The organism is Chitinophaga sp. 22308, assembly GCF_052045305.1.
GTDB classification, from domain to species: domain Bacteria; phylum Bacteroidota; class Bacteroidia; order Chitinophagales; family Chitinophagaceae; genus Chitinophaga; species Chitinophaga varians_A.
In genome coordinates this window covers 777773-802655 of sequence record NZ_JBQEOP010000003.1, presented here as the reverse complement: position 1 = coordinate 802655, position 24883 = coordinate 777773, and the positions used below count along the sequence as shown (strand labels likewise).

Here is a 24883-nt window from a genome sequence, read left to right as displayed (position 1 = left end):
GGTTTAGATTTTGTTGTAACCTTCAGCCGGGCCGGGTTTTTACCCGGCCTTTTATTTTTATCTCCTCCTGATAACTTTACAGACAGAAATTACAGATCAGCAGAAACAATTCCACCATTCAGCTATTTCCCTGCGGCAAGGCCCCGATTCCGGATACATTTGTGCCCTATGAAACAATGGTGCTGCCTCTGGGGACTTATCTGCATTTGCCTGATGACCACGGCACAGGACAATCCCGGCCAGGCCCTTCAGGCCGGAGGGCTCAAAAAAGGACTGTACCGGTCTTTCCGGGAGTTCCGCGAAAACACCCCCTCCGAATCCGGCGATCTGGTGATCAAAAGCCGGAGCACCGCCGCGCAGATCTATCTCCTCGCCAGCAGGAACGAACTGGTGCTTCGCGATGCGGCAGGGCAGGAACAGAAAGTAAAAAACTATTGGGGATTTTGTGACGGCACCAATATCTATATTAAAGACAACGGGCTTAACCGGATACAGGCCTTCGGCTATTATTGTACCTACGAACTACAGGGGGTACAGCCTGCCCGCAGCGCCTACAATCCCGCCGATATGACCGTCAATGCCATGAACACGCCTGTCAGGCTCAAGAAAGTTATTAACATCGTCACCGGCGAAATTCTTGAGCTATCGCTTTATAACCTCAAAAAATATATCCTGCCACAGGACCCTGCGCTACTGGAAGAATTCCGGAACGACAAAGCCAAAAGAGATAAGCTCGATTATTATATCTCCCGCTTTAATGAACGCAACAAACCACCTCAAAGCGGGCAATAAACTACCCGCACCGCCTGCACATTTTCCTCCTGAATATTCTGTATGAGTACTGTCCCGGGACGCCTGTTTTCAGCCTTCCGGACAATTTTCAGTATGTCCGTTCCCGTATTTTAATGTATCCTTGCAGTACTGTTTATCCCCATTGCCTGCGGGTATGGATTTTGTGCTTTTCGCCGGGCAAGCGGGCGGAAGCCAGGGCTTACCTGAAAATAAACCATTGGAACGCTTATGCGTTTTTATTCAGTAAATTACTATTAGCAACCTATTATAGTGACAGAACCAGCAGAAACAGAAATTAAACACAGGCGCCCCTGGTGGCGGTGGCTTTTATGGATCATTGTTGCGGTGCTTCTTTTGCCCGTGATGGCGGTGTTATTATTACAGCTGGACGGCGTACAGAATTATCTGCGGCTGCAAGGCGAAAGCTATCTGCAGAAAAAACTCAAGACCAAAGTACAAATTGGTTATCTCAGGGCCAGAGGATGGAAATACCTCGAACTGAGAAATGTATTTGTGGCCGATACCTCCCATCAGGCGCTGCTGTACTCCGGTTCCCTGAAAGTGCGTTATAACCTGCTGGCCTTTATTAACAATGAACTACAGATCGATAAACTGGAATGGGATACCCTGCTGGTAAATGTTTACCGGCATAAAGGAGACAGCGCCTTCAACTTTCAGTTTGCAGTAGATGCTTTTGTTTCTCCCGGTAAGAAACCCGACACCATTGCACCTGCTACTGGCACTACTATCCAGTTCCGTATCAAAGACGTTTCCCTCCGGCATGTTAAAGTCAATTTCGATGACCAGACCGGCGGCATGCATGCTGTAGCTACCTGGGACACCCTTCATGCCGATCCGGACGAGCTGATTCCCGATGATGGAATCTATGCATTCAGAGGGGTGGAACTGGCCGGTCTGAAAGGCTTTTTCCATCAACAATATATTCCGTCGCCGAACCAAGGTACCGCTCCGCCGCCACCAACGCCGGACACCAACGCCGTGGGACTTCACCTGCTCCTTAAACAGCTTCGCATTAAAGAAAGTAATTTCACCTACAGCAGCGATGGCATCGGCATTACTACCGGCTGGAAAATCGGGGACCTCACGCTGCGCAACAGTAACCTGGACCAGGATTCCACCCGCATACAGGTAGGCGATCTTTCCATTCACCATACCACCGGCATATTGGCTATGATGCCCGGAAAAGATACCACGCCGGCAGCCCCGGACACGGCGCCCAATACCTGGCAGGTGTTTGCCACGCAGGTCAATCTCGATAAACTGGCCATGCGGTACGACAACGGTGGTCCGGCTCCCAAAGCTGCCGGCCCCGATCCCAACTACAACCACCTGTTCCTTTCCAATATCAATTCCGCGATCAGCAATATCCGTTATACGCCGGACAGCATACAAGCCAGTTTAAAAAACCTTGCCGCCCGCGACTGGTCAGGGTTCACTCTCCGGAAAGCGAATATGGACGTGACCTTCACGCCCAAAAGCCTGGAGCTGCGGAACTTTTTTGTGCAAACCGGCAAGAGCGTTTTCCGGAAACATATAGCCATTACCGTTCCTTCCTGGTCTGGTATTGCAGACCACATGGACCAGATGGGTATTGATGCCAACCTGGATTCCGTGCAGGTAGCCCTAGCAGAATGGCTGCCCTTTGTACCGGATGCACGCAAAAACAAATCTTTTGCCCCGCTGTGGAACAAGGAACTAACGCTGTCGGCTATATTAAAAGGCAACCTTGGCCTGTTAAATATCAAGCAGCTGTATGTAAATGACCACCAGGGCAACCTGATCAAAACCGCCAACGGCCAGATAGAACATGCGACCGACGCAGACCGGTTCAATGCCAATCTGCCAGAGCTCTATATCCAGACCGGCAACAAGGCGCTGCGCTCATGGCTGCCTGCCGGCACGCTGCCCGATACACCCAGACTGCCGGAAAATATGCTGATCACCGGTCTGTTTAAAGGCGGTATGAAAAATATGCTGGCACAGCTGCAACTGAAAAGTGACTATGCCAACGCCACTGTCAACGCAAAGCTGATCAATATCACCGACAGCGTCCGCAGCAGCTACGACGTGAATGTCCCATACTTCCGGGTACATCCGGGCATCATGCTTTACGACACCACCTACGGATGGATGAGCGGCCATCTGACAGCTACCGGTCAGGGATATACGCTGAAACAAATGGCAGCCCAGGCGGCAGTTACCCTGAATGAAGCCACCTATAACCGTTATACGTACCACGATGTGAGCGTGAACGCCAACATCCGCAAAGGTGTATTTGAAGCCAACGGCGAAAGTGCCGATACCAGCCTGAATACCCGCTTTGCCATTAACGGCACGCTCAGCGATACCGCGCTGCAAACCCTGAAAGCCAATATTGAAATTGCACGGGCCGACCTGTTCGCTACACACTGGCACAACGGACCAATGACCCTCAAAGGCAATGTAGATGCTGACTTCAGCAGCCTTGAACCGCAGCGGCTGGAAGGCACCGCATTGCTCACCGGCTGGCAGGTGCAGATGCAGGACCAGGTCATCCCTCTGGATACCCTGGCACTTACCGCTCACTATACAGACCAGCAATATCTGGTGCTGAAAAGCCCGTTTGGCCCGGTTACAGCACAGGGGCGTATGGATTACACAAAAATCGGCAACGCCTTCAGCCAGATCATCATGAAACCGCTGATGCCTGCCGACTCCGGGCGTATTGTAGTGGTCCCTCCCGGACAATATCTTGAATTTGCCGCCGCCCTGCAGGTACCTCATAACCTGGAGCCGCTGGTCCCCGGCATTCGCATGGAAATGCCGGTTGACATCGCCGGCCGTCTCAACAGCGACAGCAGCCTGTTGTTCGTAAAAGCCAACCTGCCTAAAGTCAACTATGACTCGATACAGGTAGACAGCCTGCGCTTATATGCCCGTATCGTAGATACCACCCTGCAGACATATGTGTCTATCGCAGACATGAAACACCCAACGTTCCCGCTTTTCCATACGGTATTATCAGCACAGGCCAATACCGGCGTGGTTGACTTTGGACTGTTGATGGATGATCCGAAAAGAAAACCCAAATACCGGCTTGGCGGTATCTTTACTTTCCTGCCGGACAATGTGATGCAGCTGGTACTCAAACCGGACCTGCTGCTGAATAAACAAGCGTGGACCGTAGCAGAAAACAATATTTTCCGCATTAAAAACGGTGCTCCCGATACTGCAAATATCAAACTGTCGCATGGTGACCAGTCCATACAGGTCAATACCCTGGCAGATACTTCCGGTGTGCCGGCCCTTCAGGCAAAAGTCAGCAACTTCCAGCTGGCCACTATCACCGGCATGCTGGCCACAGATACCCTGCTCGCCAATGGCCTGCTGAACGCAGACGCCACGGTGCACAACTGGAAGACACAGCCTCTGGTACATGCCAAACTGAAGGTAGACAGCCTCTCTGTAAAAACCTCTCCGCTTGGTACACTCAACGCTACAGTAGATAATACCGCGCCCGGCGCCTATAAGCTGGACGCCACCCTGAAAGGCGATAATAATGATGTTACTGTTGCCGGTACCTATGACAGCACCATTAACGCACACATAGACCTCGCCAATCTGGAAATGTCTTCTCTCGAACCATTTACAATGGGCAGCTTAACGCATATGTACGGCAACGCCACCGGTAAATTCGATATCTCCGGTACGGCCAGCCAGCCGGCCGTAAAAGGCAATATGCACTTCAATAATGCCGGCGGCGTGGTCAGTTTCATCGGCAGCAACCTCCACCTGCCTGATGAAGATATCGTGATCGATGACAAAGGCATCCTGATTAATAACCTTGTAGTGGCCGACAGCCTTAACAATGAGATGGTGGTGAACGGCCGTATCAATACCTCAGACTTTATCAAATACGGCTTCAATCTGACCATCAACGCCGACAACTTTATGGCGCTTGGCAAACAACAAAACCAGGACCAGTGGATCTATGGCCCCGCCTTTATAGATAGTAAAGTCACCGTTCGCGGTTCACTCGATCTTCCCCGTGTAGACGCCAACGTGAAGCTCCGGGACAAATCCAGCGTTACGGTTGTATTGCCACAAGATGAACCCGGCATCGCCGACAGGGAAGGCGTAGTGGAATTCATCGACCGCGATCATCCTATCGACAGCGCCTTGCTGGCGAAACGCGACAGCCTCAAATACAGCAACCCGCGGCTCAAAGGCATCTTCTTCTCCGGCAACGTCGAAATCACACCGGAATCCGTATTAAAGATTGTTATCGATAAAGACAACGGCGACTACGTACAGGCCAAAGGCACCGCCAACCTGAACGCTACGCTGGACCCCAGCAGCAAAATGAGCATCACCGGCCGCTATGAAATATCGGAAGGTAAATATGAAATGTCGCTCAATCAACTGATCAAACGCTCTTTTGATATTCAGAAAGGCAGCTTCATCTCCTTCAATGGTGATGCTATGGCCGCCGACCTCGATATCACGGCCAAATATACCGTTAACGCTCCCGCCATCGACCTCCTTCAGGACCAGCTGGGCGGCATGAGCGCTGAACAGCGGAATACCTACAGACAACGTATTCCGTTTGAAGTGTACCTTAAAATCAAAGGCAACCTGAAGAAACCGGACATCAGCTTCCTGCTGGACATGCCCGAAAGGGAAAGAAATACGTTCAACGGTATGCCTTATAACCGCATCAAACAAATCAACCAGGTGCCTTCTGAGCTGAACAAACAGGTGATGGGCCTCCTGGTGCTGAATACCTTTATTCCTGACGATCCCATGTCCACACTGGACGCCGGCGGCAACGCCGTAGGACAGGCAGCCCGTAACAGCGTGAGCAAGATACTTTCCCAACAGCTGAACAATCTGGCGGGAAACCTGATCAAAGGAGTGGACCTCAACTTCGATCTGCAAAGCAAGGAAGATTATTCCTCCGGATCAGCACAGGAAACCACCAATCTCAATATTGGCGCTTCCAAAAAACTGTTTAATGACCGTTTAACTGTTTCCGTTGGCTCCAATATCATGCTCACCGGCAACACACAAAACGCCAGCTCCCTTGTTGGGGACATCTCCATCGAATACAAATTAAGCCGTGATGGCAGGTACCGTCTCAGGGTATACCAGCGTAACGATAACCAGACCGTTATCCAGGGCCAATACACGGAAACAGGCGTAGCCTTCATGTTGGTAATGGACTATGATGAATTCAGAGAGATACTGCAACGGTCCAAAAGAGAATCCAGAGCACAACGACTGCGCGATAAAAAGGCCCAAAAGCAGGCTACGCAAAATGAATCAAACAAAAACAAGTAATGCAGAAGGGAAATAGCTATATCATCTGTTGTATCATATTATGCCTGGGCTTCCTGGCTATCAGCTCCTGCAGCACTACCCGCACCGTGCCCGAAGGCGACCGCCTCTATACCGGCAGCACCGTGGCATGGAAAGGTAAACAACCAAAAGATTATGGCTCACTCAGTGAAGGGCTGAAAAAAAGAATCCGGCCTAATACCAACCGGAAATTCCTCGGTATGCCCATCAAACTGTGGCTGTACAATATGGGCCACGAGCCCAAAGGCAAAGGCCTCAATTACCTGCTCCGGAAAAAATGGGGAGAACCACCGGTATTGCTAAGCCAAGCCAAACCCGACTATACCGGCAAAGTGCTGGAAGGCTACCTGGTGGATAACGGCTACTTCCAGGCAGAAATATCTTCTGCCGTAAAAAACTCCGGTAAAAAGAAAGCCTCTATCCGTTACGAAGCTGTTCCCAATCACCGCTATACCATCAAAAGCGTGACCTACCTCACAGACAGCAGCGCGATAGGAAAAACCGTCACCCAAACTTATGATGAAAGCTCACTGATAGTAGGCAAACCTTACTCCCTCGATTCTATCAGGGCCGAACGGGAACGCATACACGCCGCATTAAAAGAGCAGGGATATTACTACTTTACGCCGGATTATCTGCTGGTGCAGGCAGATACCACCAACAATGGCACAGTGGACCTTTTCGTGAAGATAAAAGACAATACGCCGCTGGTGGCGCTTCGCCCTTACCGGATGCACGATATCAGCCTCTTCCCGGACTATTCGCTGGATAACGAAGCACAGTCCACCCAGGGCGTACCGGTATATTACAGGGGCATGTACATCGTGGATTCTTCCAAACGTTTTAAGCCCATCGTATTTGAACGGTCCGTGTTTCTGCGGCCTGACAGCCTTTACCGCTTAAGCTCCCACAATATCACGCTGCAACGCCTGATCAACCTGGGCGTATTCAAATTCGTGAAAGGTACTTTCAGGCCGGTAAGAGATACCTCCCGGCACAATATTACCGGTGGTAGTCCCAACGCGCCTGCACCGGTAAGGGATACCGCTGCCCCGCGTTTTGTACAGCGTACCACCGTTGCGGACAGCGCCTATCGCCGCGATACCACGCTGGCAAACACCTACCGCGCCATGGTGAATAACAAAGTGTCCCTCGACAGCGGATGGCTCGATGCCAAATTTTACCTGACACCTTACAAACGGCGCTCGCTGCAGACAGAATTACGGGGCACCTCCAAGTCCAACGGGTTTATCGGCTCGGAAGCCCGTATCACCGCCAAAAACCGTAACTGGCTGCATTCCGCCACAGCGCTGGAAATAGGCCTCCATGGCGGTATGGAATGGCAAACCGGCAATAATTCCGCCGGTGGCGGCAACTCCTACAGCGCCGGCGCTGAAGTAGCGGTAACATTCCCCCGCTTCCTCACGCCTTTCCGCCTCAATATCCGTACGCCATATGTGCCACGCACCCGTATGAGCGCCAGCTACGAGCTGTACAGCCGGTCAAGCCTGTATAACTTAAACGCATACACGCTACAGTTACAATACCTCTGGCAGAAGACGGCTTACCTGAACCACGCCTTCGCACCGATAGCGGTCACGTACGTATTGCCGACCAAAACCACGGCGGCATATGACAGCATCCTAAAAAACGATCCCAGTCAGCGGGCTTCTATCGAAAAACAATTTATTCTCGGAGGCAACTATACCATCACATTCAATAACCAGACGGCCAACCGTATCCATAGCTTCTACCTCAGCGGCAACGTTGACGTGTCCGGCAACATAGCAGGCCTGATTGTTCCAAAGAGTGATTCCGGAACCAAAAACATTCTGAAAAATCCATTTGCCCAATACGAACGTTTTACGCTGGAAGGCCGCCACTACTGGCAGATAGGCAGAGGGAAACAGTGGGTGAACCGGCTCTTTATCGGCTATGGTTTGCCATATGGCAACTCTCAGACGCTGCCCTTCGTCAAACAGTTTTTTACCGGTGGTAGCAGCAGCATCCGCGCATTCAGGGCACGTACCCTCGGTCCGGGATCGTACTACAATAAAGCACAGGACACAGCCGCCTTGTTGGCCAATGAAGCCGGCGATATCAAACTGGAACTTAACTCGGAAGTGCGTATACACATTGCCAGCGTGTTCAACTTCGCCGCATTTATCGATGCTGGTAATGTCTGGCTGCAGAAACAGGTGCCGGACAAACCAGGCAGCCAGTTCAAACTGGATTCCTTCTACCGGCAGATAGCAGTAGGCGGCGGTATCGGCCTGCGAATAGACGCCTCTATCGTAGTGGTGCGGTTCGATCTGGCAACACCGTTCCGCATACCTTATCTTCCGCCTAAAGAACGATGGGTGTTCGACAAAATTAATTTCGGAGATCCCGACTGGCGAAAGAAAAACCTGATTCTCAATATCGCCATAGGATACCCCTTCTGATAAAGCAAAACGGATTGCACATGTGCAATCCGTTTTGTTTTGTTACCTATAACACGTCTTTGATATGTTTGTAGTTTGATTTTACTGCATCCAGCACATCGTCCAGTCTTCCTCCCAGTATCAGTTTCCCCATCCACAAAGCATATCCTTTCATCTGCTCGAATTCTATTTTCGGCGGCATGGCCAGAGACGCAGGATTCGTGAAAATATTGACCAGCACAGGGCCTGATGCATCCCTTACCCTGGTAAGTACCGGCTCCACTTCATCGGGCGTGCGAATGGTAAAAGCAGTAAAGCCCATCGCGGTGGCTACTCCGGCAAAGTCAGGATTAACCATGTCCGTTTGCCAGTCCGGTAAACCGGCAACTTCCATTTCCAGCTTTACCATACCTAACGCCCGGTTGTTAAAAACGATCACTTTTACAGGTAAATTATATTGCCGGATGGTCATCAGATCGCCTAATAACATGGTAAGCCCTCCATCGCCACAAAGGGCGTACACTTCGCGTCCCGGCTGGCACAAAGCAGCACCAATGGACTGCGGCATGGCATTGGCCATGGAGCCGTGGTTGAACGACCCTAACAAGGTACGTTTTCCTGTTGCCTCAATGTACCGCGCCGTCCAAACATTGGTCATGCCGGTATCTACGGTGAAAATAGCATCCCTTGCTGCCAGCCGGCTGATCACCGTGGCCACATACTCCGGACTGATGGCTTCTTCTTTGCCACGGTCTTCCACATAAGTGTTCAGTTTCCGTTTTACCTCTTCATGAAATTCCACCATGGTGTCCAGGAATTTGCGGTCTTTTTTGTCGAGTATCATCGGCAACAGCGCCTGCAGGGTAGGAGCGATATCCCCACAGAGGCCCATTTCCAGGGATGCACGCCGGCCCAGCCTTTCCGGCTGACTATCTATCTGCACGATCTTCGCGTTTTCCGGCATAAACGGCGTATACGGAAAATCTGTTCCTAACAGCAGTACAACATCCGCCTCGTGCATACTTTTATAGGCGGATGCCAGTCCCAACAGCCCGGTCATCCCTACTTCGTGAGGGTTGTCGTATTCTATGCCCATTTTCGCCCGGAAAGAATACCCCACAGGTGCTTTCAGCAGCGAGGCCAACGTCACTACTTCATCATGGGCGGCAGTAGCGCCCAACCCGCAGTAAATGGCCACTTTTTCGGCCGACTGCAGCAATGACGCCAGCTGTTGCAGCTCTTCTTCCGCCGGCCGCAGCACCGCTGCCGGCCGGTATACTTTTAACGCCGTGCTGATATTTTCCGCATCAGCCGACGCCACATCTCCCGGCAGTCCCAGTACAGCCACGCCTTTTTTATGCACAGCATGTTGCAGGGCTGCCTGTAGCATACGCGGGGCCTGTGCGGGCGTATTAGCGACTTGGTTGTAATGACTGCAATCCGAAAATAACTTGATCGTATTCGTTTCCTGGAAATAATCACTGCCAAATTCATTGGTCGCGCAGGTGGAAGCAATGGCTATCACCGGAGCGCCCGAACGATGCGCATCGTACAAGCCGTTAATCAGGTGTACATGTCCCGGCCCACTGCTACCGGCGCAACAGGCCAGCCCGTTGAGCTGCGCTTCCGCGCCTGCTGCATAGGCGCCTACCTCTTCATGACGCACATGTACCCATTGGATACGGCCATCTCTGCGCACTGCATCGTTAATATGATTTAAACTATCTCCCGTAACGGCATAAATACGCTTGATACCGGCATCCGCCAGCATCTCCACTAATTGGTCGGCAACTGATTTTCCCATAAATATGTTTTTGTTTTTTCAGGATGTGTTTTTAAAAAACAACAGCGCTGGTACTTTGTTTAAGCCTCCATTGCTTCAATAAACGGACCCGTACACCCATCAGAAAATATCATTATATTTATACGACTAAACTGCGGCTTGTTTATGAGACTATCGTTACATCCATACCTGTTACTCGCCAGTGCAATACTGATGATCAGTATAACTGCGTGTAGCCGTAAGGTTACCCAAAATGGGAAGGCTTCGTATTACGCCGATTCCTTCGATGGGAAACGCACCGCCAGCGGAGAAACATTCCGGCAGCGACACCTGACGGCAGCCCATAAATCGCTTCCTTTTGGTACCCGCGTAAAAGTTGTCAATATGGCCAACGGCCGCTCGGTGAAAGTGCGCATCAATGACAGAGGCCCGTTTGCTCCAGGCAGGATCATCGATCTTTCTAAAAAAGCAGCGTCTAAACTGGGCATGCTTAATACCGGTGTCGCAAACGTGGAAATAAAATACAAAAAGCCTAAAAAATAGGGAAGGAGAAACACCACGGCATTTCTCCTTCCACAAGCGCCAAACACAGTTGTTGTTACACAACATGCTCACCCTCTGCTATTTCTTCCACCATCTTTTTACAAAATGCAGGCAGGTCCTTGGGTGTCCTGCTGGTCACCAATCCGTGGTCTGTAACCACTTCTTCGTCAGACCAAACAGCACCGGCATTTTCCAGATCTGTTTTCAGGGAAGGATAGGACGTGACCCTGCGACCGTTGAGTTCTCCTGTTTCTATCAGCGTCCATGGACCATGGCAAATCGCTGCTATAGGCTTTCCGTCTTCAAAAAAACCGCCTACAAAAGTGACCGCCTGCTGATTGATACGTAACTGGTCAGGGTTTAATACACCTCCGGGCAGTACCAGCGCATCGTAATCCTGCGCATTGGCTTCGGCCAGGTTCTTATCTACCGGATAATCTTTCCCCCAATCTTTTTCTGCCCAGGCCTTCACTTTTTCTTTTTCGGGAGAAATGATATCCACTTTTGCTCCTGCGTTTTTTAACGCTTCCAGTGGCGCTGTCAGCTCCACTTCCTCAAATCCGTTGGCGACCAGTATCGCCACCTTTTTGTCCTGCAATTGAGTTCCCATAAAACATAGTTTTTTCGTGAATAAAACCGGATGATTTCGCCCGCTGCGCCTGACGGGCACAGCTAAATTCCAGATGTTGTTCTCCTTTCAACTGCACAAAAAAGGTTCCCTTGCTTATACATATTGCCTGTAGCCTGCTTCCAGCGCCCGCGGTCGTATAGCCGTTGTATATATTTTTTCCCATACCGTAGAAAGAAAGGAATCTCATTCCAGTGTAATATTTTGATGCCAGCTGTTGCATTTGGTGAATCCTACTGTTTTATTTGTTGACACTAATTCCTGAACAATGAAAAAATATATGCTTTTCTGCGCCCTGTTCAGCCTGCTGGCTACACAACGGATTTCAGCGCAATCATCTCCTGTGGTGCTCCCAGGGTTTACGGCCTATGCAGATCCGGAGGAAAAAAACGTGGACATCAATGAAAACAAGGGCGTGATCAACTGGATCGGCAATGAGAATACAGTTAATTTTTATTTTCACGCCGCCACCACCGGCAAACTAAAAGTCTCCCTGCAGGCACGCTCCGATGCAGGCAGCAAAATACAGGTCACCCTAAATGGAATATCCAAAACAGTTAGCATTCCTGCCAACAATGATATGGTTGCCATTCCTGCACTGGAAACAAATATCAAACAAACAGGCTTCTATACCATCACGCTCAGGGGACTGGAAAAATCCGGCAAGCTATACGCTGATGTGAAGGCCATAAGCCTGGAAGGCGCCGCTACCAAAGATATCCAGTTCAACCCTAAGTCATGGCGGCGTTCGGCCTCCGTACATCTTAACTATCCCGTTCCTGAAGGAAAAAATGTGGAGTGGTTCTATGGTGAGATAAAAGTACCGGCAGGGGAGGACAAGATCGGTACCTATTTTATGTCTTGCGGCTTTCACCGCGGATACTTCGGTATGCAGGTCAACTCAGCTGTGGAAAGAAGAATTATTTTCTCCGTATGGGATGCCGGTAGTGAACCAGACAAACGCGATAATGTAAAATACGAAGACCAGGTAGTGTTGCTCGCCAAAGGTGACAGTGTATATGCCAGCGGCTTTGGTGGAGAAGGTACCGGTGGCCACAGTCACTGGGAGTACAACTGGAAAGCCGGCGAAACCTATCGCTTTTTGATGCACAGCGTTCCTGTTGGCACCACTACCACCTATACCGCGTATTTTTATGTGCCGGAACACCATGAATGGAAGCTGATAGCCAGCTTCCGCGCACCGAAAGACGGTAAGTACATGGGGCATCTGTACTCATTTCTCGAAAATTTCTCTTTTGAAAACGGCCACCTCGGCAGAAAAGGTTACTACGGCAATCACTGGATAAAAACAGATACCGGCGAATGGATAGAGCTGACCAAAGCTAAATTCACCAACGATGCTACAGCAAAAGCCAAAGACCGGCTGGACTTCGGCGGAGGCTCCGAAAACGGCTGGTTCTATCTGTGGACCAGTGGCTTTAAACCTGCCAACGCCAAATACGGTGACTTTTTTGAACGGCCCGCCACCGGCAAACATCCGGAGATAACGCTGCCCCGTTTTTAATATTCCGTTTAACCATCATCGTTATACTTTAAAAAGCCGCAAAATTTTGCGGCTTTTTTGTTTGTCAATATCCTATATGTCCCATAGGACTTAAGGGACGAATTTACTTTCGGGCTTCCTTACCGGATTTTGATTTAAATTCGGTATGGAAAATGATCTTTTGCAGATATCGTATTTATGCTTAAATCAGTGAAAAAGAGACTGCCCATTCCCGGTGTGCTGGACGTATTAGATGAGCTTAACCCCTTCAAGGTAAAGCGGCAGCGCATCATGAACTTTAATCCGGCTACGAGCGTGGCTTCGCGCAAACCGGCTGAAACCAGTAAAATCACCGTCTTCGATTATAGCGGTAACGCCTGTACGGAAACATCAGTGTCGCTGGAAGAAGTATTTGCCTATCGTGACAAGCCCACTTTCACCTGGATCAATGTGGATGGTATCCGGAAAGACGATGTACACGCTATTTGTCAACATTATATGATCCATCCGTTGATGGAGGAAGATGTGCTCAGTATAGGACAACGCGCCAAAATGGACGATATCGGCGGACGGCTGTTCTGCATTCTGCCGATGATGTATTTCAATAGTGAAGCGTCTACCATAGACCAGGAGCAGGTGAGCATCGTGATGGGAAAAAATTTCGTGATCTCTTTTCAGGAAGATCCCACCAGGGACGTGTTTGACCCCGTACGGGAGAAACTGAAAATCCCCGGTTCCCGTATTCGTAACGGTTCCATGGATTTTCTCTGTTATTCGCTGCTGGACGTGATCGTAGACAGCTATTTCACGGTGCTGGATAAACTGGGGGAAAGAATAGAGCTCATGGAGGATATTGTTCAGCATGAACCCAATACCCGCACACTCGCGCGGATCAACTTCCTCCGCCGGCAGGTATTTCTCTTCAAGAGGGGGATAGCCCCCGTTCGTGAGCTGGTAAATGGTTTCCTCAAAAGCGAAAGCGATCTGCTGGAAGATAATGTCACTAAATACTATAAAGACGTGTACGACCACATCATTCAGTGCAATGACCTGGCAGACAACTACCGCGACATGATCCTCAACGTACAGGAGATGTACCACACCCAACTCAATCTCAAAATGAATGAGATCATGAAAGTACTGGCAGTAGTAACCACGTTGCTAACGCCATTAACACTCATTGCCGGTATTTATGGTATGAATTTCCACAATATGCCGGAGCTGGAAAGCCGCAATGGTTATTTCTATACCCTGGGCGGCATGGGACTGCTCCTGGTACTGATGATCCTGATTTTCCGGAAACGTGGCTGGTTTTAGGCCTTTTTCTTATACACAGGCACAGAAGAACATGGCTCACCGTACATAATGCTCTTGGCCACCGGGCGCAGGAGCCGGGTTATTTCTGCATAGGCCACTTCACCCACGCGCTGATCGCCACAACCTTTGATCACTATACGCTTGTCTTCAAAAGCAGCTACATCCAGTGTAGATAAATTCTTCAGGTACAGCGTTTTATATATGAATTCTGCGTCGCCGAAGGCAGCATAGGCCGCCACTGGTTCCAGGTTGGTCATTACCAGCATATAAGCCCACAAAGGCACTACCGCGTCGGCGGTACATACCAAACCCACATTTTTTCCACGGTATTGTTCCCAGTCGTGCGACTGCATAGCTGTACGAAAATCTTTCTCTTTCAGGATCATTCCCATAAAAAGATAGTCTTTCATATCAAAAATGACAGTCTCTCCCTTGGGGTAGAATTGTTCCAGGTCAATGGTTTCCAGGCCACTCTGTGCAACTTTATTAACGATTTCATCCATAGCTGTCTGTTTTTAACCTCACAAATTTACGAAGATATGGGCATGTAAAAAGGGAGGCATTGCTGCCTCCCTTTTCCTTATGTCAGTTAAAAATGTATGCTTTCTACTAGAAGAACTTACCGCGGGTATCTTTGATATCGCTTTTCTTCTTCAGTACTTCAAACAATTGTTGGTCGAGCAGGGATTTGATACCTTGTTCGTAAGCAGCCTGCTGAGTAGCCAGGTCCTGCGCAGGTTGTGCAACAGGCTCGTAGCTGTCAGCTTTGATCACGTATACTGCAGCATTACCTTCAATTGGAGCAGATACTTTGGCAGTACCCCAGCTTTTGTTAAAGGCAGCACCGGCTACACGAGGCTCAAAGCCGAGAGAAGCGATAAACGGAGAAGCAAAGCTTACACCTTCAGCTTTCAGCACTGGCTGATTGGTAGATTTAGCAGCTGCGTCCAGGCTGGCGGGAGTTTGCAGTTTAGCGATGATCTGTTCAGCTTTTTTGTGTTTTTTCACTTCTGCTTCTACCTGAGGTCTAACGTCATCCAGCGGAGCAGTGCCTTCAGCACGAACGCTGGTCAGTACAGCCACCACGTATTTATCGTCAAAAGTGAACACAGTGCTCACATCGCCTTTTTTAGCTTCGTAAGCCCAGCGAACCAGTTCGCGGGACTGTCCGATACCAGGGATGACGAAATCCATCGGGCGGAGGTTGTCAGCAATTCTTTTGTTCAGTTTACTCTGTTGAACGTTCTTTTCGAAATTAGCAGCGGTACGGCTTTTACCCGCGAAATCGCTGGCCGCGCCGTAAGCATTGTTGTTGGTTTCTTTGCTGGCGTCAACAGATTTACCGAGGTAAGCCACTTTGATAGCCGGGCCAACGTTTTTCTGGTCCATGATTTCAATTACGTGGTAACCGAACTGGGTTTTTACCACTTTGATCTGACCTTTGGAACCTTCGAAAGCGAAATCTTTAAATTCAGGCACAAACTGGGTAGCAGGTGTGATGTCATATTCACCGCCATTTTGTTTGCTGCCCGGATCATCGGAGTACTGGGTAACCAGCGCCTTGAAGTCAGCGCCACCTTTCACAGCCACTTCGATGCTGTCAGCACGTTTTTTAGCGATAGAATCCGGTAAACCGCCCTGAGGACCGGAAGCAATCAGGATGTGACGCACTTTCACGCTGTCGGGCATGTTTTTGCGGTCCACCATTTTAGCAAACATGATCAGGTTATTATCGTAATACGGGCCGAATACGGCACCTACAGGCAGATTTACGATAGAATCTTTCTGAGGCACCTGGGCTGCATTTTTAGAAACATAGCCATCATAATATTTGATCTCGGAGTTACGGTTAATAAAACCGGCGATATCATGAGTGGTGTCCAGTTCAGCTTTCAGGGCAAGAATCTGGTGGATGGCAGCAGCAGAGTCCTGGGCAGAAGGAATAGCATCAAAAGACACATATTCCACTTTGCGGGATTCTTCTACTTTAAAAAGTTGTTTATGGTCCTGAATGAACCGGTTCAGTTCAGCATCAGTTACTTTAATAGTGGAGTCAGCGATAGAAGCATAAGGCACGCTTACATAAGAGACAGTAGCAGTTTTGCTGTTGTCTTCCTGCTGTTGGGCGGCCATCCATTTAGGATAATATACACCTTGTTTGATCAGGGTGATATATTTCAGCTGTTCCTGTGATTTGGCGATGTAGGTTTCCAGCTGAGCCAGGGCCGCACGGATCTGCGGGTTCTGAGGAGCCTGGGCGATGGTCTGCTGCAATGCCACGCGGTCAAACTGACCGTCGCGGGTAAATTGCTGAACAACGATCGGGTTCGGGTTTTTACCTTTAATCTGGTCAACCACTTCCGCTTCAGTCACTGCAACACCCAGTTTAGCATATTGGGCCTGCATAATCTGTTCATTCAGAAACTGGTTCCAAACCTGCTCACGGATATATTGGCGGGTTTGTTCGTCAATATTACCATTGGGCATCTGCTGGCGTGCGCCTGCTTCAGCATCCTGAATACGGCGCTGGTATTCTCCGAGATCCAGCTCTTCACCGTTTACTTTACCCACAGTAGTAGAACGGCGGGCGAGAGAACTTTTGCCAAAAAAGGCATCCTGCAACAGGAAACTAACAATAGCCAGGCAAATCACTACTACGATCACGACGGCATATTTGTCCCTGATTTTCTGAATTACTGACATATATTATATAGTCTACATTTTTAAGGATAGCAAAAATAGAATAAATAAACTGTAACTGCAAAAGAGTATTTTTTCCGCCCAAAGCCAATCCAGCAAAGGATTTGAGGCCTTTCTAACACTTTTGTGGACTGGTTATCATTCACAGGTTTTCCACAGATATCCCCTTTTTTCAAAATGCTTTTTTTCAATGCTTTAGTGTTTTAAAATGCCCGCCTGAACAGCTATTTTCGTAAAACAGCCGTAACCGGTACACCAACAGTTTATGCACAAATGTGAAAAAGCCATTTTCTATAATCCACAGTAAAATGTGAATAAAACAGGTCTATTTTCAATACACATACTTTTTGGCGGTTTTTGTCGTCCGCTCGGTTTTTTTCCACAATTGCTGTGTAAAACCACCTGTAAAACTGAAAATAAGGTGGGAAAAGGTGCCTTCGGACTGCGGTAAAACTAATTTTGTTTTTCTCCTAAAAGTTTACCTCAGAAAATGGGGATGTGAATTGTGGATAGTAAAAGCGTTCTTCTAACATTTTTCCAATACCCCCATGCCTGAAAAGATTTTCACCAACAACGATATCCACGTATGTGGATGAAATAGGTAAAATGCAGCAATGACGCGGAAAGAGGGTGTTAATTAGATGTGGAAAGCGTATAAAAAAGGAATAACAACTACATTTGTACAGGTGCTGGAAAATTAATTTCCACATATTCACAGCCCTAATAGTAGTGGGCTTTTCTTTTTAAATAAATAAATAAGTATATAGCTATGATTACAGAAATCGCTGTCGCGAAAAAAAATTTGCAGCATAACGGATTTTTGGATATACCAGTTGACCCTGCCCTGGATTTGTTTGCAGCGATCGAAAATCTGAAAAAGGAAAAAAATGCGATCGTTCTGGCGCACTATTACCAGGAGCCGGATATTCAGGATGTCGCTGATTACATCGGGGACAGTCTGGGCCTCAGCCAACAGGCTGCCAAAACCGATGCCGATATCATCGTTTTTGCCGGCGTGCACTTTATGGCTGAAACGGCAAAAATTCTGAGCCCTCAGAAAAAAGTACTTTTGCCCGATCTGAAAGCGGGATGTTCCCTGGCTGACAGTGCTCCTCCCGAACTGTTCAAAAAATTCAGAGATAAGTATCCTGACCACATTGTGATTTCCTACATAAACTGCTCTGCTGGTATCAAAGCACTCAGTGATATTATCTGTACTTCCTCCAATGCAGAAAAAATTATTGAAAGTGTTCCGAAAGATCAACCCATCATTTTTGCACCGGACCGAAACCTGGGATCTTACCTGATCAAAAAAACCGGTCGGGACATGGTACTGTGGAACGGGGCCTGTATGGTACATGAAATTTTTTCGCTGGAAAAAATCACTAAACTGAAAACACAACATCCGAAAGCAAAAATTATAGCACATCCGGAATGTGAGCCGGCGGTACTGGCGGTGGCTGACTATATCGGTTCCACTACCGGTTTGCTGAACTTCAGTAAAAAAGACGATGCGCAGGAATATATCGTGGTGACAGAAACCGGCATTCTCCACCAGATGCAGAAAGAAAATCCGGGTAAAACTTTTATCCCGGCGCCTCCCAATAATGCATGTGCTTGTAATGACTGTCCACACATGAAATTGAATACGCTCGAAAAGCTGTATCTGTGCATGGAATACGAACAGCCGGAAATTACCATGGAAGAAAGTCTGAGAATCGCCGCCAAAAAGCCGATAGAACGCATGCTGGAGATTAGTGCACGTGCTGGTCTTTAATTTAACTATTTGATTTTCAGTTAAATTCAAATTCGTTTTTTTATTTAAGCAATGCATAGCAGTGAGCTAAAAGCCCCGAGGTTTGCACAGCCCCGGGGCTTTCCTTTTTTAGTTCGAATCATTTAATTCTCAGGACGTTATGAAGGCTTTGAGAATTCAATATTTCTGATTGTTCACACTGTTTCCCCGATTAATCTACCCCTGGCCTTCCGGGTTCTCCTTCCCGATGTGTATAACAGACTAAAATTTTTATTTTGAAGGCGCTGAGGTTTTAATTTTTTTTTACAGCCTTGGGTAATCCCGTAAAAATTTTTTTTATGAGATTCTCAAAGCCTTATAAGTTTCACGAGAGTGCTTTATTCGAAATATCATCGTGACCTGTCTCCGTATTTTCTTTTATCATAAGGTTGACGACTTGGTTTTTGAAGACGCTGAGAATTGAATGAAATATCAATATGCGGGGTTTTCCCATCTGTTGAAATTCCATTCAATTCTCAGCGCCTTCATTTTTTGTACAGGTCTGCGTTTTCTGCATTAGGAGACATTAGCAACCGCCTTATTCCGGCGGATAGCCACGTATGAAAATCTTTTTTTTCGGGCAGACAGGCGCTATGGACCCCGGTACTAACCATTTTTATGAGTGCTCTGAGAATCGAATATTTCGTTCGTATCAAGGGTAACCCCGGGTTTTTAGTTTTCATGAAAAGCTCAGCGCATTGTCTGTGAGCTGAGAATGGGACCAATATTGGGATATCCCCGGGGATAAAAAATCCGCGCGATTCTCAGCGGCTTGGGAAAGCGCTGAGAATCGCATGAATTGATGATGATGTAAAATTATTGGGAAAGTGAAAATTGATTGCATTCTCAGACGATAGGCAAGCCGCTGAGATTTGAATATTCGTGACCGGAATTGATTGTTGTGGACAAGAAGATATATGGCCGATCCTCAGCGCGTAACCAACGCCGTGAGAATCGCGTATTTTTCTTTGAAAGAGAGGCAGAGTAGAAAGGCCGCATAAGACGCCAGTCTGGGAGCCTGAGAAGTGCGCTGAGAATTGAATATTTTTTTCTTTGCTGATTGCGCGGCATATGAAATAATTCATGCGGTTCTCAGCGGTTTGGCAACACGCTGAGAATCGCATGCTTTGTATAGCGCTGGACGAATGATGGAAAGCATAATTCTGAGGCGCTTGGCAGATGGCTGAGAATTGAATGGAGGATTTTCTTTCGGGGTTATACCAGGATTATGATAAAAACCCAATTCTCAGGGGTTGGTCCTATGAAAATTCGAGTAAAAAATCAATTTATTCAGAAAGGGTCTGGAAAATCAATAAATTTTTTTTGTTTTTTATCTACAGCGGTTTCAAAATGTGGAAAAGATGGTTTTTATTTTTCTTTTCATTAAAATGATACACAGAATGTGGATAAAGGACGTTTTTTTTGTTTTTTCGAAGCAAAATGTGTGATTATTAACCGGTTTTGTGGAAAAAGGAATCAAACTAAACAGAAAATTCCGCTGGTTTAGGTTAAAAATGTGGAGAAATGCTTAGATTTTTCTGAATCCAAACGGAATTTGCATAAGAAAAGTGGATATGTGGGCTATTTTCTATGTTTTTTTCTCAAAATGTGGAGAAGTCTGATATTTTCTACCCAAAATTATTTTTTCAGGGCCTATTTTGTAGAAAAAGCCCTGGATTCAAAATTTTTTTTTGTTTTTGAGGGTGTAAAATCTATTGTAAAACCACATTTACATGCCAGATTTTGTTTTTCTGTGACTTGGATGCTAAAAAAATCTGCTTTTTTCAGGAATTTTTTGTCCTGGGAATGGAATCTGTAGGAAAGAATTGCTTTTATGAGGATATAAGGCTTGTTTTTCGACGAAAAATCACCTGTTCAATGGTGTTTTGCACGCCAAACCTCATTTTTTAAAAATTTTTTTGTCTTAGGTGGGGAAGAATGGAGGGGGAAGTAGAAAATAGGGAAGGAGAGGAGAAGGAAAAGTAGAGGAAAATTATATTTCCTCTACCCAAATATGATCAGCTTCCGTTTTTCTAAGAGACAGGTTATATCCTGCCACCATAATTGAAATAGGATCACCGAGCGGGGCAATTTTTTCAATTTTAACGGTTTCACCTGGTACGCAGCCCATCTCCATTAACTTAATATGTAGATCGTCTTTTTCAAATTCTATTATTACTGCGCTTTTGCCTGTTGCCAGGGAAGATAATTTCATAATGCCTTTTTTCATACCTACGTATTAATCTGTTTAAACTAAGTTTGGCAACGGGAGTATTCAATGAATGACAGGGCAAAGGTACCGCCAGGCAGGGAATATGCAAAAAGAATCCGGTACCCAATCCAAAATTTCACTTTACTTTTACATCACTTTATTTAATTCAATACATTAATGGCAATTCAGTTTACAGCGCACGAGGTTAAAGTGGACCTGAAAGAGAAAAGAAAGTTAAAGACATTTTTAAAGGATTTGTTTGCTGGTGAAGGGCAGGGGTTAAAGGACCTGCACTATGTTTTTTGTTCAGATGCCTATTTATTGGAGATCAATCAACAGTTTTTAAAGCACGATACATATACCGACATTGTCACGTTTGAAATGGGAGAGGATCCTGCGGTAACAGAAGGCGAAATTTACATTAGCATTGACAGGGTAAAGGAAAATGCGCAGAAGTTTCATGTTTCCGTGAATCAGGAACTGCATAGGGTGATTTTTCATGGTGCTTTACATTTATGTGGATTTCGTGATAAAAGTAAAACAGAGAGTACTCTCATGCGTGAAAAGGAAGATGAATATCTTGTTAAATATTTCGGAAAACTGGAATAAAATGAAGATGTTTCACGTGGAACATTTTGTTTGATTCTAAACATTGCTCAATGTTCCACGTGGAACATTAAACTTCTTTTTAGGAATTGTCGCCCCTCCATCATTTTCATCTCTCCCGGTTAGGAATCTTAACCAATAAGAAATTATTTTAAAGGATGTACCTGTTAGTGGCATGCCCTGCAGTGCGCTCGTCTTATTTCAAGAGTCTGGTTTACGGGCCGTCCTCCCTTACCTCAAGACTTATTGTCCAGAGATACTCGCCTTGTATTGGCTGCACAGGCTGCTAGAGGTTACCAGGTTCAGATTGACTGAACTTGCCTCCCAATGAGGGCTCATATTGGCTAACCTTGATGGTTGTTCTGAAACCGATTTTCGCCTGGAGACATCTGATTAATCAGAGCCTCATAAAAGAGGATACTATCCAGGTGTTTCTAAGATGGCAGTGCCCGGATTATTTTCTTACCATATTGCTGAAGATCTATGTTACCTGTACTGCTGGTTTAAGCCATTACCTGGAAAAGCCCGAAATACCGTACCTGGCATGTACCACCAAATCATGTTGAAACATCTGGTGCCATCATGGGAAAGGGGGCATGAGCCATCCTTGTCTGCGCCAAGGCACATCTGTTCTAAAATGAATCCGAGGTGCAAATATTTTACTGAAGATGGTCATATCCATTCCGTTGAACTTTGTCCATTCCATAAAAACGGAGAGAAAAGCATTTTTGAAGGCGAATTTCTATTTTTCAAACAGGTATTGTGGGATATCTAAAATGAGAAATTAAAGAGGTATGACCCTGGTTTGCCATACTATGATCGGCTCCTCCGAGGGGGCGGGGAATAAGGATCGGTGATCCGAAAGAATGAAGTACTTTTTGCGGTTTTATTGCTTTCACCCAAAAAACCAGTTGCCTGAATGTTCAGGCTTACCTGTTTCGGCTGTAAAGTGTAACCTTTTCCTGCATGCGGACGGTATTACCCGGCCTTCAGGGCATCCACCGGATTGCGCAGGGAAACACGGGTATTTTATGCGGATATCCGGCTCAGGGATATTAAAGCTGCATATGTGTTTTGAAAGTTGACACCTGGAATCACATGCCATATCAATTCTCAATCGGATTGTTTTCTGTCGGAGGTAGTATCCCGGAATCCTTCTCCTGATTACTACACGATGTTGATCTTACACGAGCCTGATTAATTCTTCCTCAGTTGGATATATCCTAAATGGAGAAAGTATTCATTCCTTGACCAGAGCTCCTGTGTTTAGTCGGGTAAAGGTATCTATGGTCAATCCTGTATCCTTCGCAGAATGAAATACCATCAGAAAGGGCCATTTCAGGCTGTTTTAAGGCGTTTTAGGTGGTTTGTGACAGGTTGGTCGCGAGGGGTTCTATTTTGCGTAAATGAGGGGGGGAATGGCGCTTTGGGTGATTGTTGCATAGGGAAGTGTTAACGAATACAAAAGTGAAAAACCGTGTATGTTTTGAGGCAAGGCGATCAGACAAAATTTGTCTGGTAAATCTCTCCTTTTGACCCGGTAATTTTCTCCCTTTGAGATGCGGTGACAGGTGCTTTCACCCATGTTTTCCTGCGGTAAATTTTCCTGCAGAATACAATAGGTGATTTGAATAGGGGTTTATAACGCCGGCTTTCCGTAAAAGAGAGGTAACCTGGTATAGGTCACTTTTGCCTGCTCGTCTCTGAAGAAGCACAATTCTATGAACACACTTTGATCATACACGGTTTTGCCTTTTTACAGGAATTAGTAGACGATGGGAGTGGGAAGGGTAGTATGCAGTATCTTGTTTTAAGAATAATCGGAGCTTTTTTAATAGAAATGCCTTTGATAGTTCCGGTCGGAGAGTTGCCTGTTTAAAATGTTTTTGAAAGATTGTTTCCTGCGAGCTAAAATTGAATTCATTCAGGATTCACAGAGACGTTAACAAGAATGTGTTTTCGACAACCCGCGCCTCCTGTTTTTAGCATCGCCCTTTCTCCCTGGAGAGAGGAGTCTCTAATAACATGTTACTTTGACGGATAGCGGGTATTTTTTGAATCGGTATTTCCGGAGGGGATGAGGTCCGTTTCGGGACTTCAGTTTTAAGTATGCATGCAGGTGTTTTTTCTGTTTCGCATGTTTTCAGTTCTGTTTCTTCCGTTTTGGGATTGCTGACGAACAGGTTTTTATTTTAGAGGTTTTTAATTTAAGCATTTTCAGGACTGAGTATGCAGATAGGTGCTTTTCCCTTTTTGCAGGTTTTCAGATCAGGCATCGTCCATGTTGGGATTGCTATCGAACAATTTTTTCTTTTAGAGCTTTTTAGTTTCGCGTCTTCAGCTTTGAGTATGCAGGCGACTGTTTTTCCCTTTTAGAGGTTTTCAGATCCGGCGCCATTCACTTAGTGGTTTTACTCTCAAATAGGTTTCCTTAGCAGGCTTTTCAGAAGCGGGGGATCCAATCTCCGGAAATACAGATAGGTTATGTTTCTTCGTTCCTCCCGGGGGTAGGGGTTTGTATTTTTATCTATGCCTGGCCCGAGTTGTTCTCTGATAGCTTGTTCCATCGGTTAGTTTGAATAAATCCACGTGTCCTTGCCTAAGGAAGAAATAACCATTGTGATTCACGACGTTCAGTGTGCCGGCCTTTGTATTTCCTGCTTCTCGGTGTTTCCGGGTTACTACGTACTGTTCCTGGTTTGATAATGTACTTGTAAAGACTTCTGCAAAGAAAAGGGGGAATACGAACAAAGGGGCCCGTATTCAAAACGTCTCTGGTTTGTCTACCCGGGTATCATGAACTACTTGTGAGTACTTTTCCATATTTCCACCGTCGGATACCAGATTTCCATCATCGAGCACCAGGGATTACTGAAACCTTTTTGGGAGAAAAATTCATGGTATGTTTATTTCTGCCAGGGAACTTTAGGTTATTTTCATTCACTCCTTTATCCCCAAATTTCAGCAACATTGGAGACACAGCTTCTTGTTGCCCCGTTCTATTTTGAACCGGGTACTTATGGAGTACATTCAATTTTCCATAAGGTCCATAAAACGGTTCTGAAGGAATCTGGTCTTTTCCAATGCTTTCAGCACCGTCTCAGAATGTTGTCTTTTCACGGATTGTTTTTCCGGCCTCAACTACCAGGTATCGTGTTTTTATTAAGTTGATCAGTTCTTCTATCAGTTGAATAAAGAGGGGAATTCCAACTAAAACGCCTC

The 24883-nt window shown here is 46.8% G+C and carries 14 protein-coding genes; 8 read left to right on the top strand and 6 right to left on the bottom strand.

Going from position 1 to position 24883, the window contains the following annotated elements:
• The first annotated feature begins 168 nt into the window (after positions 1 to 168).
• The 3 genes from ACTJJS_RS15075 (at position 169) to tamL (ending at position 8594) form a co-directional block, all read left to right on the top strand.
• Complete coding sequence (locus tag ACTJJS_RS15075) at positions 169 to 792, top strand: hypothetical protein (protein WP_440664312.1); 624 nt, start codon at positions 169 to 171, stop codon at positions 790 to 792.
• 270 nt (positions 793 to 1062) lie between these two features.
• Positions 1063 to 6132, top strand: a complete 5070-nt coding sequence (locus ACTJJS_RS15070) for a translocation/assembly module TamB domain-containing protein (RefSeq protein WP_440664310.1) — start codon at positions 1063 to 1065, stop codon at positions 6130 to 6132.
• The gene (gene tamL, locus ACTJJS_RS15065; RefSeq protein WP_440664308.1) at positions 6132 to 8594 is read left to right on the top strand and encodes a translocation and assembly module lipoprotein TamL; all 2463 of its coding nucleotides are present in this window, start codon (positions 6132 to 6134) and stop codon (positions 8592 to 8594) included. Before ACTJJS_RS15070 ends, tamL begins: the two co-directional genes overlap by 1 nt.
• Before the next feature lie 46 nt (positions 8595 to 8640).
• Here the strand turns inward: tamL and ACTJJS_RS15060 are convergent, their stop codons facing one another.
• Positions 8641 to 10377: a thiamine pyrophosphate-dependent enzyme gene (locus ACTJJS_RS15060; protein ID WP_440664307.1), complete on the bottom strand. Its 1737-nt coding sequence runs from the start codon at positions 10375 to 10377 to the stop codon at positions 8641 to 8643.
• Between the two features lie 144 nt (positions 10378 to 10521).
• Here ACTJJS_RS15060 and ACTJJS_RS15055 point away from each other — a divergent pair, with 144 nt between their 5' ends.
• A complete protein-coding gene (locus tag ACTJJS_RS15055) occupies positions 10522 to 10899 on the top strand; it encodes a septal ring lytic transglycosylase RlpA family protein (protein ID WP_440664306.1) in 378 nt (125 codons plus the stop codon).
• A 55-nt stretch (positions 10900 to 10954) separates the two neighbouring features.
• On the opposite strand, the gene ACTJJS_RS15050 is transcribed toward ACTJJS_RS15055, so the two are convergent.
• Positions 10955 to 11509: a type 1 glutamine amidotransferase domain-containing protein gene (locus tag ACTJJS_RS15050; RefSeq protein WP_168870864.1), complete on the bottom strand. Its 555-nt coding sequence runs from the start codon at positions 11507 to 11509 to the stop codon at positions 10955 to 10957.
• Positions 11454 to 11750: a hypothetical protein gene (locus tag ACTJJS_RS15045; protein WP_440664305.1), complete on the bottom strand. Its 297-nt coding sequence runs from the start codon at positions 11748 to 11750 to the stop codon at positions 11454 to 11456. Before ACTJJS_RS15045 ends, ACTJJS_RS15050 begins: the two co-directional genes overlap by 56 nt.
• A 45-nt stretch (positions 11751 to 11795) precedes the next feature.
• Here ACTJJS_RS15045 and ACTJJS_RS15040 point away from each other — a divergent pair, with 45 nt between their 5' ends.
• Both ACTJJS_RS15040 and corA read left to right on the top strand, forming a co-directional pair.
• Positions 11796 to 13052, top strand: a complete 1257-nt coding sequence (locus tag ACTJJS_RS15040; protein WP_440664304.1) for a DUF3472 domain-containing protein — start codon at positions 11796 to 11798, stop codon at positions 13050 to 13052.
• A 189-nt stretch (positions 13053 to 13241) separates the two neighbouring features.
• On the top strand, positions 13242 to 14348 hold the full coding sequence (gene corA, locus ACTJJS_RS15035) for a magnesium/cobalt transporter CorA (protein ID WP_317166391.1): 1107 nt from the start codon (positions 13242 to 13244) through the stop codon (positions 14346 to 14348).
• On the opposite strand, the gene ACTJJS_RS15030 is transcribed toward corA, so the two are convergent.
• Both ACTJJS_RS15030 and ACTJJS_RS15025 read right to left on the bottom strand, forming a co-directional pair.
• Complete coding sequence (locus ACTJJS_RS15030; protein ID WP_168870868.1) at positions 14345 to 14851, bottom strand: DUF2480 family protein; 507 nt, start codon at positions 14849 to 14851, stop codon at positions 14345 to 14347. The genes corA and ACTJJS_RS15030 overlap by 4 nt on opposite strands.
• A 106-nt stretch (positions 14852 to 14957) precedes the next feature.
• Positions 14958 to 17051, bottom strand: coding sequence for a peptidylprolyl isomerase (locus ACTJJS_RS15025; protein WP_440664303.1), 2094 nt, complete (start codon positions 17049 to 17051; stop codon positions 14958 to 14960).
• A 766-nt stretch (positions 17052 to 17817) separates the two neighbouring features.
• Between ACTJJS_RS15025 and nadA the strand changes: the two genes are divergently transcribed.
• Positions 17818 to 18825, top strand: coding sequence for a quinolinate synthase NadA (gene nadA / locus ACTJJS_RS15020; protein WP_168870870.1), 1008 nt, complete (start codon positions 17818 to 17820; stop codon positions 18823 to 18825).
• A gap of 2011 nt (positions 18826 to 20836) precedes the next feature.
• Here nadA and ACTJJS_RS15015 read toward each other — a convergent pair.
• Entirely contained in the window at positions 20837 to 21073 is a 237-nt protein-coding gene (locus ACTJJS_RS15015; RefSeq protein ID WP_078669684.1) for a FeoA family protein, read from the bottom strand.
• Positions 21074 to 21232: 159 nt separating this feature from the next.
• Between ACTJJS_RS15015 and ybeY the strand changes: the two genes are divergently transcribed.
• Positions 21233 to 21664 (top strand): rRNA maturation RNase YbeY, encoded by a 432-nt coding sequence (ybeY, locus tag ACTJJS_RS15010; protein WP_440664302.1) that lies wholly within the window; start codon positions 21233 to 21235, stop codon positions 21662 to 21664.
• Positions 21665 to 24883: the final 3219 nt, after the last annotated feature.